Below are 13,728 nucleotides of genomic sequence, written 5' to 3' on the forward strand. Positions count from 1 at the left end.
CAAGCTCCGGTTCAGAATGACGTTAATAGAAAACCATCTGTGAAAATCTGTGTGCATCAGTGGTAAATATTTTTTCCTGCAGATATCAGAAAAAAAAGAGAGTGTGTCCCACAAAGGCACAAAAACACAAAGAAAAAGTAACAGCCTGAAGAAAGGCACCTTGCGTTCTTGGCGTAACCATTGCGATCATTGCGGTATAAAATGTCCCGCGCAGGCGCGAAGACGCAAAGAAAATTTTTTACCTCAGGAGGACGCGGAGGGCACGTAGAAAATGATATTATATCACGCAAAGACGCAGGGAAGCAAAAAAAAGAGCACTAATTTTCTTGAAAAATTGTCCCGCGAAGGCGCGAAGACGCAAAGAAAAACATCAATAAAATATGGGATTCTTCACCTCCGCAAGCTCCGGTTCAGAATGACGTTAATAGAAAACCATCTGTGAAAATCTGTGTGCATCAGTGGTAAATATTTTTTCCTGCAGATATCAGAAAAAAAAGAGAGTGTGTCTCACAAAGGCACAAAAACACAAAGATAAAGTAACAGCCTGAAGAAAGGCACCTTGCGTTCTTGGCGAAACCATTGCGATCATTGCGGTAAAATTGTCCCGCGAAGGCGCGAAGACGCAAAGAAAATTTTTTACCTCAGAGGACGCGGAGAGCACCTAGAAAATGATATTATATCACGCAAAGACGCAGGGAAGAAAAAAAAAAGAGCACTAATTTTCTTGAAAAAGTGTCCCGCAAAGGCGCGAAGACGCAAAGAAAAACACCAATAAAATATGGGATTCTTCACCTCCGCAAGCTCCGGTTCAGAATGACGTTAATAGAAAACCATCTGTGAAAATCTGTGTGCATCAGTGGTAAATATTTTTTCCCGCAGTTTCACAGAGAAAACAAAAAAGCCCCCTTTCGGAGGCTGATTTTCGTTTCTTGCTTCTCGTTTCCCGCTTCTTGCCTCTTGCTTCTTTTTAGGAAGGAAACCTTCGAGGTCAAAAAAGACCTCAAAGGTTATTTGACATACTTTTCAAGCCAGGTATTCATTTCCCAAAGGGTATGCAAAACAGATTCTTTGCCTGCATAGCCATGGCTTTCATGTGGAAGTAGCACCAACCTTGTCGTAGCACCGTGACCTTTCAGTGCATTGTAATACCGCTCAGACTGGATTGGGAAAGTGCCCGAGTTGTTGTCCGCCTCACCATGGATCAAAAGGATTGGGGTTTTTACTTTATGTGCATTCATAAATGGCGACATCACATTGTACACATCGGGAGCTTCCCAATAGCTTCGTTGCTCGTATTGGAATCCAAAAGGAGTCAAAGTCCTGTTGTATGCTCCACTTCGGGCAATTCCTGCTGCAAATAAGTCAGAGTAAGAAAGCAAGTTGGCCGTCATAAAGGCTCCATAAGAATGTCCCCCCACAGCGATTTTTTTCCTGTCTCCGATTCCCTGATCCACGATGTAATCTATAGCTGCTTCTGCATTGGCCACAAGTTGCTCTACAAAAGTATCATTAGGTTCGTCGTCCCCTTCACCGACAATCGGCATTTCAGTTTGGTCCATGATTGCGTATCCCTGCGTCACCCAATAGATCGGTGATCCCCAATTTAATCTGGTAAACTGGTATTTGGAACCACGTACCTGTGCGGCGGTGGCTGCGGATTTGTATTCCCTTGGATAAGCCCACATCAATACCGGCAATCTGCCGTCTTTGGCAGGGTCATAGCCTTCAGGGGTATAGACCACGGCAGACAAACTGAGACCATCGTTTCTTTTGTAGGTGACGAGTTGCTTGTTTATACCCTTGATGGATTCGTAAGGATGGGCAAAATTGGTAATCTGCATCGGAGCGATGCGCTTCCTCGTATTGACCAACCAATAATTGGGTTGGATATCGGTGCTTTCCTTGATGGTGATAAATTCTGTGGCGTCAGCATTGAGGACCTTTGCTACCCTTTCGTAATAGGGAGCTTGGCTTCTCCAAATGATTTTTTCAGTTTTGGTTGTGACATTGAATGCCGACAGGTATGGCATGCTTCCTTCGGGACTTCCCCCTTCGGAGGTCATAAATACATCATCTCCTTTTCTCAAAATCACATTTCTGCCAAAAGCATTGGTGGTAAAAACAGGATTTCCCGGATCATTGTAGATATCATCCGAGTTGCGCTCGATGATGACAGCACCCTTTTCACCCGGTTTGGAAGGATTGATGACAGACACTCTTTCTTGTCTGGTGGCAAACCATCTTTCATTCAAAAGGGCAAAGTTGTCGTCTGACCATGAAATGCCTCCAAATCTATATCCAATACTAGCTAGCTTGGTTGGTGTGGCAGTAAATGGAGCTTCCAAAGTATAAATGATTTCCCTTTCGTCCGTCTTGACTTTTGGATCTCCGCCATCCTGTGCCTCGGTCCAATAGAGAGAAGCGCCTTTGTCTGCTCTCCAACTGATAGATCTAGGTCCTGTAACTGTGGCATCAAAGCCTGTTGGCCTGACTTCATCTAAAGGAATTTGGGCTAAGGTTTTGACTTTATTTCCTTTGCTGTCCCAAATCTCAACATCATATGGAAAACGGGAAGCAGGAACGAGGTATGAGAATGGTTTTTTGATTACCTCTGCCAATATAAAGTTACCGTCCGGAGAAAGGTCAACGGAAGAAATCAAGCCTGAGGCTCCTACTGCTTGCTTGCTGCCACTCAGGTCTACCAACATGAGTTGCGAATCCATAAAGTAGGCAAACAAAGCTTCGTCATGAGAATTGGTCAACAAATCCTGATAAGTTCGTGATGGTGCGGCATTGCCCGAAGTCTCCTGAACAATCGGGCCGGCAGGGGCAAGTGGTGCCTTGGGCATGGAACCACGGCTTGGGTTGACGGCTTTGAGGAGAATTTTGTTATCCGGTGTCCAGGTGATGGCACTTCCGTAGGCTGCATTGACGATGTCATCTGTGAGTTTCTTGGCCTCCAATGTAGTCAAATCAACTACCCAAAGGCTGATTCCTGTATTGGAAGTATGCGTCATGGCCACAAATTTCTCATCCTTGGAAAGTGAGAAATTTCCCAGTTTTGGATTGGCAGGAAGGCCTTTGATATCTTGTTCCTTTCCCGTTCGGGTATTTTTTAATTTTACATTTTCTACAGATCCTCCACGGCTTGGGCCATTGGTAGCAGGATTGATACGGATACCGGCGATCCTCAGCTCCGGCTGTGCAAGTTCTTCGATAGAAGGATTACCGGCCCGCTCGAGTAGCAGCATAATTTCTCCTGACCTGCTAAAACTTGTTTGAGGCGTAATCGGTGCATTGACCAAGTCCGCAATGGCTTTTGGAGGAGATTGATAGGTTTGAGCTTTGGAAGAAATGACTTCCCCAAAACCACAAAGTGTGAAAACCAGGATTAATCGGTATAATTTTTTCATAGCATGAAAGTAAATTTTGATTTGAAAATACTGCAAATTGATGTATAGAAAACAGCATTTGGGCTTATTGGTTTGAAATTGTGCTGAATGGGGAAATAAATTATGAATTCAGAATTAGGAATGAAGAATTGGGTGTACCCATTGAAAGTGATTTTTAAGAAAAGGACATAAAAAAAAGGTGTCTTTTTGGACACCTCTTTTGCTTTATGAAACACAAACAATAAATTATTTTCCATCTGCACCGATCGAAATCATGGCACATCTAAATCCAATATGGTTGGTAGCAGAGTCCTGATGGATAAATCTTCTTGTACCGGGAGCAAGCCAATAAGCCATGTCCCTCCAAGAACCTCCTTTATAAACTCTGTAATTATCATCGATCAATGTAGTACCGTACGTATCAGATTCGTCGAAGATACCGTCTTTTCTCAAAGGGTTAAGGTCATCAAAATCCTGATAAGAAAGCGGTCTGTAAACGTCCTGAACCCACTCGTTGACATTTCCTGCCATGTTGTACAATCCAAAATCATTTGGTGGAAAATCATACACGTTGGTTGGGATGATTTCTCCGTCATTGGTTCGGCTACCTGCAATACCTGCATAATCGCCTCTTCCACGCTTGAAGTTGGCTAGGAAGTCTCCTTGCTTGCCTTGTCTTTTTACATTGTATGGGTTTCTGACACCTCTGCCGTCCCAAGGATAGATTCTACCAAATTCCTGGTTTTCATCCATGTACTGAACACCGATCATTGCTTTGGCTGCATATTCCCACTCTGCCTCACTTGGCAAACGGTATTCTGCAAAAGCTACTCCTCTTTCGATCAGCTGATTTTTGGTAAGGGAACTGTCCAATTCATTTCTTTCTCTAACTAGGTTAGAAATAAATTCGGTTCTCCATTTGGCATAAGTAGTCGCCTGCACCCAAGATACCCCTGCTACAGGATAAAAGTTGAAGCCGGGGAACCTGAAATAATAGGTATCATAGACGTCATTGTATGATAATACACCTCCCCAAACACCTTCAGCCGGTTCCAATTTTTTGATGGAATCCGCAGAGACTTTCTTTTTCATATTAAAGAGGAATTCCCTGTAATCATTGTTGGAGATTTCTGTTTCATCCATAAAAAACGAAGCAATGGTCACTGTCCTTTCAGCATTATCTCTGAAAGCCATGACATCCTGTTCCTGTGAACCAAGAACTGCACGACCGCCTTGAATAAACTTCAAGTTTGGTCCGATTTCTTGTTTTGCAAGCCTCGTAACAACAAAGTTTGAACTGTCATTAGCATCAAAGCTATATTCCGCACCTGTTGTTGGGCTGGCTTTTCCCGGTTTGGCGGCTGTTCTTCTGCCGTATCCAGGAGTTTTGTTACAAGATGATAGCAGCGCTCCAGCTACAATCAATGCTGAAGCTAAAATTATACCTGCTTTGTTTTTCGCAAAAACCATATTTTTACTGTTTTTAATCCTCAAATAGAACGCTAATATATAATCAATAATATCTTTATCACAACAATTTTTTTCACAAGTCCTTATGCCTTAAATGGTTTTTATGCATGATTGTTGGAAATAATGCAAATTGTTTTTGAGGAAAAGCAAAAATGATCTTGTTAAAAATTTTGAAAATTTATGCATTTTTCATCTCTTCAAGCCATTTTTTTGCTTTATCAATGCTTTTTACCTCATTGATAATCAAGATCAAGCGGTTTTTTGCTTCTTTGATTTTAGAATACTTGCCATGTTTTTGGATGTAAGCAAGGATCTTACCAAATGTATCTGACTTGAAATACTTTTCCCTTTCGGAAGGAAGGAAGTAGCATTTCATAACGTCGCCTTTGAGCACAAGTTTTTCAAATCCCAATGTCTCAGCAATCCACCTCAAACGAACCGTTTCAAACAAGTCCTCCACAGTAGAAGGAATCGGCCCAAACCTGTCCCTGATGGATTGGATAAATACCTGAAGTTCATCTTCTTTTTTGATACTATCCAATTTGGAATAGAGACCAAGCCTTTCTGAAATGTTGCTCACGTAAGATTCAGGAATCAACAATTCCAAATCGGTTTCAATCACGCAATCCTGCACCAAGATTTCCACCTTTTCTTTCAGGTCGATTTCAAAGAGATAGGCAAATTCATTTTCCTTCAATTCCTGAACCGCCTCATCAAGGATCTTGTGATACATCTCAAACCCCAAATCGGTAATGAACCCACTTTGTTCGGCACCAAGTAAATTGCCTGCACCGCGGATATCTAAGTCGCGCATCGCCACTTTGAAGCCATCACCCAAATCTGAGAATTCTTCCAAGGTCTGCAATCTCTTCCGCGCCTCCGCTGTAAGTCCTGATGTTGGGGTAGTCAATAAATAACAGAACGCTTTTTTGTTGCTTCTTCCTACCCGGCCCCGCATCTGATGGAGGTCACTCAATCCAAACATGTGGGCACGGTTGATAATAATGGTGTTAGCATTGGGTATATCCAATCCGGATTCGATGATGTTGGTAGACACAAGCACATCATATTCTCCCTCGATAAATTTCACCATGATGTCTTCGAGCTTTTTGCCGTCCATCTGTCCGTGGGCAGCGGCTACCCTTGCATCAGGTACAAGCCTCAAGATTAGATTGGCGATAGATTCAATTTCGCCGACACGGTTGTGGACAAAGAAAACCTGCCCACCTCTTTTCAGTTCAAATGCGATGGCATCGCGGATAACTTCTTCTCTGAAAGTGTGGATCTCTGTTGTGACGGGCTGCCTGTTTGGCGGCGGAGTGGCTATGACCGACAAATCCCTAGCGCCCATCAGGGAAAAATGAAGCGTCCTCGGTATCGGGGTGGCTGTCAGTGTCAGCACATCCACGTTGACTTTCATTTCTTTGAGTTGGTCTTTGGTTTTGACGCCAAACTTCTGCTCTTCGTCAATGACCAACAGCCCGAGGTTTTTGAATTTGATGTCTTTGTTGACAATCCGGTGGGTGCCGATGAGAATGTCAATTTCTCCTGTAGCCACTTGGGCGATGATTTCTTTGATCTCTTTGGCCGATCTGAATCGGTTAATGTATTCCACTTTGACAGGAAAATTGGCAAGTCTTTCTGTGAAAGTATGAAAATGCTGCATCGCCAAAATGGTCGTAGGTACAAGAATGGCTACTTGCTTTCTGTCATTCAGTGCTTTGAAGGCTGCACGGATCGCCACTTCTGTTTTGCCAAAACCCACATCTCCACAGACCAACCTGTCCATTGGGTAGGGCTTTTCCATGTCGGATTTGACGTCGATGGTTGCCGATGCCTGGTCGCGAGTATCTTCAAAAACAAAGGAACTTTCCAGCTCGACCTGCATGACCGAATCGGGAGAAAACCTGAATCCATTTGCCCCTTTCCTTTTGGCATACAGCGCTATCAAATCTTTGGCAATGTCTTTTACCTTGCCTTTGACTTTTCTCTTTTTGTTTTCCCATTCCGGACTTCCGAGTTTGGACATGGCAGGCATCGTGCCTTCCTGTCCGGAATACTTGGAGATTTTGTGGATCGAATGGATGTTGACAAATAACAAGTCATCGTCTCTAAAAATCAATCGGACTGCTTCCTGTGATTTGCCATGGACATCCACTTTTTCCAAGCCTGCAAACCGCCCTACACCATAATCAATATGGACAATGAAATCTCCAGGATGCAACGTCTTTAATTCACGGAGAGTCAAAGCCTTGGATTTACTGGATTTGGATTTGGTCTTGTATCTATGGAATCGTTCAAAAATCTGATGGTCAGTGTAGCAGGCGATGGAAAGTGACCTGTCCACAAAGCCTTCCCGCAAACCGATTTTCAAATATTGTACTTTTAAGGTGGGGTCAAGCTCATGAAAAATATTCTCCAATCTCTGGATCTGCTTGTCACTTTCAGAACAGACGATGTTGAGCATTCCGGATTTTTCATTTTCAACAAAATTCTGTACCAATAGGTCAAAATTCTTATTGAAGGAAGGCTGTGGTTGAGAGTCGATTCTCGCAGTAGTGGTATCTTTCAAGTAGAATTTGTTTCCGAACTCTACTTTTCCAAACCTAGATACATTATTGATAAATGCATCCTCCCCATCAAACAAGTCCTCCGGTTTCAGCAACAGCTTTTGATTGGAAGTGCGGTTTACAATCTGGTCAAACTGGCTTTTGGCTTTATTGAAGTTTTCTTCGATGACATCAAGGGTAAACTGATAATCCTTGAACCAAAGCAATGTCCCAAGCGGTAAAAATTCCAAAAAAGACTGCCTCTGTTCATGAAGAAGTTTGGTCTGCACATTCGGAATCAGACTTATTTGCTCTATCGTATCAATGGAAAGCTGGGTTTCCGGATCAAAAGTCCTGATACTTTCTATTTCCTTGCCAAACAACTCAAGCCGATAAGGAAGGTCATGCGCATATGAAAACACATCCAAGATTCCGCCCCGAATGGCAAACTGCCCCGGCTCAAACACAAAATCTGTTTTCTCAAAATCATAGGTACTGAGCAATTCTGAAATGAAGGCCAAGTCTACTTTTTCGCCCACAGCGGCTTTGAAAGTATTTTCTGTAAGAGATCTTTTATTGATCACCTTCTCATACAATGCCTCGGCATAGGTAACAATGATGGGGTCTTTTTGCTCTTGGGTCAGGAGTTTGTTCAGAATTTCCGCCCTTTGCAGGACATTGGCATTTTCTACCTCATCAAACTGATAGGGTCTTTTATAACTTGATGGAAAAAAGAAAATGGCCTCCTCTCCCAAAAGCTCCTGCAGGTCATTATTGATATAGGCGGCTTCTTCCTTGTCGTGGGCAATAATCAGGTGACTGCCATTGAGGGATTTGAAAATAACTGAAAAAATCAGACTATCCAGACTTCCCGACAATCCTTTGATCTGATGGTTGCCTGATTTTCCTTTGAGAATGTTTTGGGTAATGGTCTGTACAAAAGGATCCTTTTCGTAAAGAGAAACAAACGCGCTTTTTTCCAATTGTGAAGTTTTGACTAATGAGGCACAAAGTTAGGAAATTGATTTATAATCGTATTCCTTCTTCGATTTATGAAATTGTATTCTTTTAGCTTGAACCTATGTCCCCCTATTATGTTTAACCTTATATCTATTAAATTGAAATGGAAAAAACCAAAGAAACCTGGTTTCAAAAAGTGGAAAAAATGCACCCTTACCAGACCCTGATGTATTTGGGTATGTTTGGCAGCGGGTTGATTTTCCTTTTTTTGACTGTGGCATTTTTGTCTTCAGGTACCGGGTATTTTGAACAATACGGTCATAAAATTCCCAAAGCTTTTATCGTAAGTACATTCGTAATCTTGTTTAGTGGATTTACTGTTTCCAAATTATTGATTTATTTCAATGAAGAAAACTTGGAAAAACTCAAGTCAAACCTCATCCTGACTGCAATTCTTGGTCTTGTATTTACAATTTTACAGTTTTTTGGATGGAGGGAATTGTCGATGATGGGGGTAGATTTCAGAGGTTTGCCTAGCGGAAGCTTTCTATACGTCCTGAGCGGAATCCATATTTTCCACCTTTTGGGGGTGATGATTTTTTCAGTGATCATGCTGGTCCAATACCACCAAAACGGAAAAAGTGAAATCCAACAAATCCTGATGCTGACTAACCCTTTTGAAAGGATGAGGATCAGACTTTTTACCACTTATTGGCATTTTATGGATTTGATCTGGCTGGTGCTCTTTTTGGTTTTTGTGCTCACTTTCTAAATTAATAGAGGTAATTTCGATCTAATAAAAAAATAGGCACCTTAAAAAGCCTATGATCGGAATCATTTCACAAAAAATTTAACTCAACTATAATGTGCTCTAAATGAGGGCCGACAATTCAAATTAACCATCTAGATATGAGAGAAAACAAATATGAAATCAACATTGATCCCGATTGGGTGAAGAAAAATGCCGTCAAAATTATTGGGGGACTTTTATTAGTCATTGCAGTTTTTACAAGTACCAAAACAGTGGGACCTGAAGAAGAAGGCGTCGTGGTGCAGCTAGGGCAATATAACCGCACGGTCCAACCTGGGCTGAGTTTTATACTTCCATTTGGGTTTGAAAGGATGTTTAAAATACCTGTACAGAGGCAGCTGAAGCAGGAATTTGGATTCAGGACGATCAATGCCGATCAAAGGTCTGAATATGCCAAAGGAAATTTTGGCGAAGAAAGCATGATGCTGACAGGAGACCTCAACCTGACAGATGTGGAATGGGTGGTCCAGTATAGGATTGTTGATTCTTACAATTACCTTTTCAGGGTAAGGAATGCAGAGAAAACACTCAGGGACATGTCAGAAGCTGCCATGAGAAAAATCGTTGGAGACCGGACAGTCAATGAAGTACTTACTGTTGGCAGACAGGAAGTAGCCACAAGCGTGGAAGTCCTGCTTCAACAGATGTGCGATGAATACCAGAACGGCATCCGGATAGATCAGGTGGTACTTCAGGATGTCAATCCTCCCGAAACGGTAAAGCCATCCTTCAACGCAGTCAATGAAGCCCAGCAGGAAAGAGAAACTTTGACCAATCAGGCAGAAGCGGAATACAACAGGGTGGTGCCACGAGCCAAAGGTGAGGCTGAACAGACAGTCCAACTTGCTGAAGCTTATGCATTGAACAGGGTCAATAGGGCTAAAGGTGAAGCAGACAGGTTCAATAGCCTTTTTGACGCTTATGTAAAATCCCCGGAAGTAACCAAACAAAGGATCTATCTCGAAACGATGGAAAAGGTATTGCCAACAATCGGTAATAAAATCATTGTCGATGAAAAAGGAAATAATATCCTTCCCTTACTAAATATTGATAAAGCCAAAAAAATCAACCCATGAGAAACAAACTTATACTCCGACTGATATTATTGGGCATTATCGTTTACACGGTTTTAAGCAGCATCTTTATTCTTGACGAAACCCAACAGGCCATAGTAACCCAATTTGGCAAGCCTGTCGGAGAACCAAGAACCGAAGCAGGATTAAACTTTAAGATTCCTTATTTTCACAAGATTCAATTTTTTGACAAGCGCTACCTGGAATGGGAAGGATCAAGAAATCAGGTTCCCACCAAGGACAAAAAATTCATATTTGTCGATACCTATGCGCGCTGGGAAATCACCAATCCGCTCCAGTTTTTTATACGGCTAAGGGATGAGCGTTCTGCCCAATCGAGGTTGGATGATATCTTAGATGGAGAGACCAGAAATGCCGTGGCTAGTCATGAATTGCTGGACTTGGTAAGGTCTACAAATCGGGACCCTGAGATCACCGAAGAATTTATGGAGCAGATAGAATACCTCGAAGACATCAGTGTCGGACGGGCAAACATTGAAAAAATCGTGCTGGAAAAAGCAAATGAAAGAACTTCCGATCTTGGTGTACGGATTTTGGATTTCCGCTTTAAGCGAATGAATTATGTAGATGAGGTCCGTGACAGGGTTTATGACCGGATGATTTCAGAGCGGAATAGGATAGCGGATCAATTCCGTTCGGAAGGTCAGGGCGAAGCCAGTAAAATTCAAGGCAACAAGGATAGAGACCTTGCATTGATCCAATCCGAAGCCTTCAAACTTGCTGAAGAAATCAAAGGCCGCGCAGATGCCGAGGCGACCAAAATCTATGCTTCCGCTTATAACAGGAGCAGACAATCGGTAGATTTTTACAAATTTATCCGGTCGATGGAAAGTTTCGAAAAAGCTCTGGATGAAAATACAACAATTATCCTTTCTTCAGATTCTGAGTTTTTCAGATACCTCAAGAAGGTAGATTAGTACTTATGGCGGAAATTGGAAACAATTCCGCCATATTTTTCTTAAAATATACATGAAGATCAATATAGAAACCTCTGTCGGACAGGATTATCTTTCAGTAAAGGAAGGGTTTAACCAAAACCTTTTTACCAAACTCAGCCCACCTTTCCCACCTGTCAAGCTCTTGCGGTTTGATGGATCAAAAAAGGGTGATACCGTGACTTTGGAATTGAATTTTATCTTTTTCAAACAAAAATGGACTAGTGTCATTACTGAGGACTTTACAGATTCCAATGAATTCTATTTTATCGATCAGGGCATAGAATTGCCATTTTTTCTAAAAGAATGGCGGCATAAACACAGGATAATTAAAAATGGAAGCGGTTCTGTCATCCGGGATGAAATCACTTTTAATGCAAACCCCGGCTTCATAGGAATATTTCTCTATCCTGCCATGTACCTGCAGTTTCTTTACAGGAATCCGATCTACAAAAAATACTTTAAGGCCAAAGTCTAAGCCAAGGAGAGGTTGTCACAGTTTTGGATCTGACAATCGCCATACAACACCAAAGAGTGGCTTGTGATGCCTGACTGAAATTCTTTTCCCATAGCTTGTTTGATGGAGTTGATTCTCTCGTCAGAAAATTCCCTGATTTTCCGGCATTGGTTGCAGACATGGTGATCGTGGTGCTTGTAGGTCAATGCTTGTTCGTAGAGTGCGACTTTGTCTTTGAACTGATGCTTTACTGCTAATCCACATTCCACCAAAAGATCCAAAGTATTGTAAATTGTGGCCCGGCTGATGGTATAGCCTTTATTTCTCATCAATAAGAATAGACCTTCGACATCTATATGTTCATCCTGGGGTAAGGCATAAAGCTCATCCAATACCGAATATCTTTCCGGGGTTTTTCTGCTTCCCTGTCTCAAAAGAAAGTTTTCGAAAATTTTTTTTGCTTTTTCTACAACTGATAATTCTGCCATAATGATAAGTACCAAAAAATAAAGATGCGGTATTTTTTAGATTTTATCAATAAACCAAACCCATCATTGGTTTCCTTACGTGTTATTTGGTATCATTCCTGATAAAAGGAAACTGATTGTAGGACCTTAAAAAATATAGAAATAAACAAAAGATGGTCCAAAAATATTTATGCTTATATTAATCAAACGATAGACCCAGATAAACCTAATAACCTGTGCGATCACTATTTCTCTTTTTGTTAATTCTCTCGGGCAGCATTTTAAATGCAAAAGCTCAGGTTCCCGGATTTTATATGAGAGAAGAGGAAAAAAAGATTGAACTGCCCATCATTGTATCCAACAACCTAGTCATCATACCCCTCTCGATCAACAATGGTCCTCCGGTTAATTTCCTGTTGGACACCGGGGTCAAAACCAATATTTTATTCAGCAAGACTTTTGGAGACTATATTGGCCTGACTTATACCAGAAAACTAGATCTCGTAGGTGCGGATGGACAAACCATCTTGACCGCTTCAGTTTCTCCAAACAACTATATTGATATGGGACCCCTAGAGGGGATTTTTCAAACAATCTTAGTATTGGATGAAGATTTTATGGAACTCGAGCAGGTAATCGGCATACCTGTATATGGCGTTATCGGGTATGAATTTTTCAAGTACAATCCGGTCAAAGTAGATTACGACAGACAGAAGATTACTTTTTATGCCAGTGACATGATGAAAAAAAAGCCGGTGGGATTCAAAAGAGTAAACATAAAGCTTGATAATAGCAAACCATACATTACCGGAAAAGTCAAGCAACTTCCCAATTTAGAATTGGAAGCCAAACTCTTGATCGATATCGGTGCCAATCACGGTCTGCTCTTGAATAGAGAAACATCAGATAAAATTATATTACCAAAAGACCATATAGAAAGTGATTTAGGACGGTCATTAGGAGGAGATTTATTCGGATTTGTGGGCCGTACTTTCCTTTTGGATGTCAATGGCATCAAATTCAAAGATTTGATTACTTCCTTTCCCGATGAGACAGAATTCAGCTATGTCATCCGAGAAAGCGGAAGGCAGGGAAGTATCGGTTCGGAAATTTTGGGAAGACTGACGATAATTCTGGATTATAACCGAGAGAAGATGTACATCAAAAGGGGGGAAACATTTTCTATCCCATTTGAATTTGATATGAGTGGAATCACCCCTCGTCTCCTGCCTGTGGATGAAAAAACAATCTATGTGTCACAGATCAGAGAAGGTTCTCCCGCCTATGAATCCGGAATCCGGGTTGAGGATGTCTTTTACGCCATCAATAATATTCCGATAGATTTTTGGGAACTTCCTGACCTTATCAAAATATTCCGATCTGAAGAGGGTAGGGAAATAAAGTTGACAATGAAAAGGTTTTTGGGCGAGGATCTGGAAAATTTTGAGTTAAAAGAGTTTAAATTTAGGCTCAAAAGGCAGATTTAACCCACCTGTTACAAATACTTCAAAAAACTCCTTTGTTGATGTTGTTATCCGAAGTATTGTATATTTGGATGAATATATTTTAGGTTGAGTCTATGGCTTATGAGAC

Annotated in this window: 9 protein-coding genes; 5 read left to right on the forward strand and 4 right to left on the reverse strand. The window is 41.5% G+C overall.

Translation table 11 applies throughout. The annotated features are described in order from the left end of the window. Window positions 1-1,007: 1,007 nt before the first annotated feature. The 3 genes from M3O96_RS04730 to mfd form a co-directional block, all read right to left on the reverse strand. Window positions 1,008-3,413 carry an alpha/beta hydrolase family protein gene (locus M3O96_RS04730; RefSeq protein WP_249719150.1) on the reverse strand — a complete coding sequence of 802 codons (2,406 nt, stop codon included), beginning with the start codon at window positions 3,411-3,413 and terminating at the stop codon, window positions 1,008-1,010. Window positions 3,414-3,638: 225 nt separating this feature from the next. Then, window positions 3,639-4,862, reverse strand: coding sequence for a gliding motility lipoprotein GldJ (gene gldJ, locus M3O96_RS04735; protein ID WP_249719151.1), 1,224 nt, complete (start codon window positions 4,860-4,862; stop codon window positions 3,639-3,641). A gap of 178 nt (window positions 4,863-5,040) precedes the next feature. Next, a complete protein-coding gene (gene mfd / locus M3O96_RS04740) occupies window positions 5,041-8,394 on the reverse strand; it encodes a transcription-repair coupling factor (protein ID WP_249719152.1) in 3,354 nt (1,117 codons plus the stop codon). A 140-nt stretch (window positions 8,395-8,534) separates the two neighbouring features. On the opposite strand from mfd, the gene M3O96_RS04745 reads away from it, so the two are divergent. The 4 genes from M3O96_RS04745 to M3O96_RS04760 all read left to right on the forward strand — a co-directional run bounded on the left by M3O96_RS04745 (window position 8,535) and on the right by M3O96_RS04760 (window position 11,689). Next, window positions 8,535-9,143 carry a cytochrome c oxidase subunit 3 gene (locus M3O96_RS04745; protein WP_249719153.1) on the forward strand — a complete coding sequence of 203 codons (609 nt, stop codon included), beginning with the start codon at window positions 8,535-8,537 and terminating at the stop codon, window positions 9,141-9,143. A gap of 137 nt (window positions 9,144-9,280) precedes the next feature. Then, complete coding sequence (gene hflK / locus M3O96_RS04750) at window positions 9,281-10,258, forward strand: FtsH protease activity modulator HflK (protein WP_249719154.1); 978 nt, start codon at window positions 9,281-9,283, stop codon at window positions 10,256-10,258. Continuing rightward, window positions 10,255-11,193, forward strand: a complete 939-nt coding sequence (gene hflC / locus M3O96_RS04755; protein ID WP_249719155.1) for a protease modulator HflC — start codon at window positions 10,255-10,257, stop codon at window positions 11,191-11,193. Before hflK ends, hflC begins: the two co-directional genes overlap by 4 nt. Window positions 11,194-11,245: 52 nt before the next feature. Then, window positions 11,246-11,689 carry an SRPBCC family protein gene (locus M3O96_RS04760; RefSeq protein ID WP_249719156.1) on the forward strand — a complete coding sequence of 148 codons (444 nt, stop codon included), beginning with the start codon at window positions 11,246-11,248 and terminating at the stop codon, window positions 11,687-11,689. On the opposite strand, the gene M3O96_RS04765 is transcribed toward M3O96_RS04760, so the two are convergent. Then, window positions 11,686-12,156 (reverse strand): Fur family transcriptional regulator, encoded by a 471-nt coding sequence (locus M3O96_RS04765; RefSeq protein WP_249719157.1) that lies wholly within the window; start codon window positions 12,154-12,156, stop codon window positions 11,686-11,688. The genes M3O96_RS04760 and M3O96_RS04765 overlap by 4 nt on opposite strands. A 215-nt stretch (window positions 12,157-12,371) precedes the next feature. Here M3O96_RS04765 and M3O96_RS04770 point away from each other — a divergent pair, with 215 nt between their 5' ends. Further along, window positions 12,372-13,622, forward strand: coding sequence for an aspartyl protease family protein (locus M3O96_RS04770; protein ID WP_249719158.1), 1,251 nt, complete (start codon window positions 12,372-12,374; stop codon window positions 13,620-13,622). Window positions 13,623-13,728: the final 106 nt, after the last annotated feature.

The sequence above is a fragment of the Aquiflexum sp. TKW24L genome (assembly GCF_023502205.1).
Taxonomy (GTDB): Bacteria; Bacteroidota; Bacteroidia; order Cytophagales; family Cyclobacteriaceae; genus Cognataquiflexum.

Excerpts from the sequence above, each read along its gene's own strand:
- M3O96_RS04730 (WP_249719150.1), bottom strand. The coding sequence starts at position 3,413 with ATGAAAAAATTATACCGATTAATCCTGGTTTTCACACTTTGTGGTTTT.
- gldJ (WP_249719151.1), bottom strand. The coding sequence starts at position 4,862 with ATGGTTTTTGCGAAAAACAAAGCAGGTATAATTTTAGCTTCAGCATTG.
- M3O96_RS04745 (WP_249719153.1), top strand. The coding sequence starts at position 8,535 with ATGGAAAAAACCAAAGAAACCTGGTTTCAAAAAGTGGAAAAAATGCAC.
- hflK (WP_249719154.1), top strand. The coding sequence starts at position 9,281 with ATGAGAGAAAACAAATATGAAATCAACATTGATCCCGATTGGGTGAAG.
- hflC (WP_249719155.1), top strand. The coding sequence starts at position 10,255 with ATGAGAAACAAACTTATACTCCGACTGATATTATTGGGCATTATCGTT.
- M3O96_RS04760 (WP_249719156.1), top strand. The coding sequence starts at position 11,246 with ATGAAGATCAATATAGAAACCTCTGTCGGACAGGATTATCTTTCAGTA.
- M3O96_RS04765 (WP_249719157.1), bottom strand. The coding sequence starts at position 12,156 with ATGGCAGAATTATCAGTTGTAGAAAAAGCAAAAAAAATTTTCGAAAAC.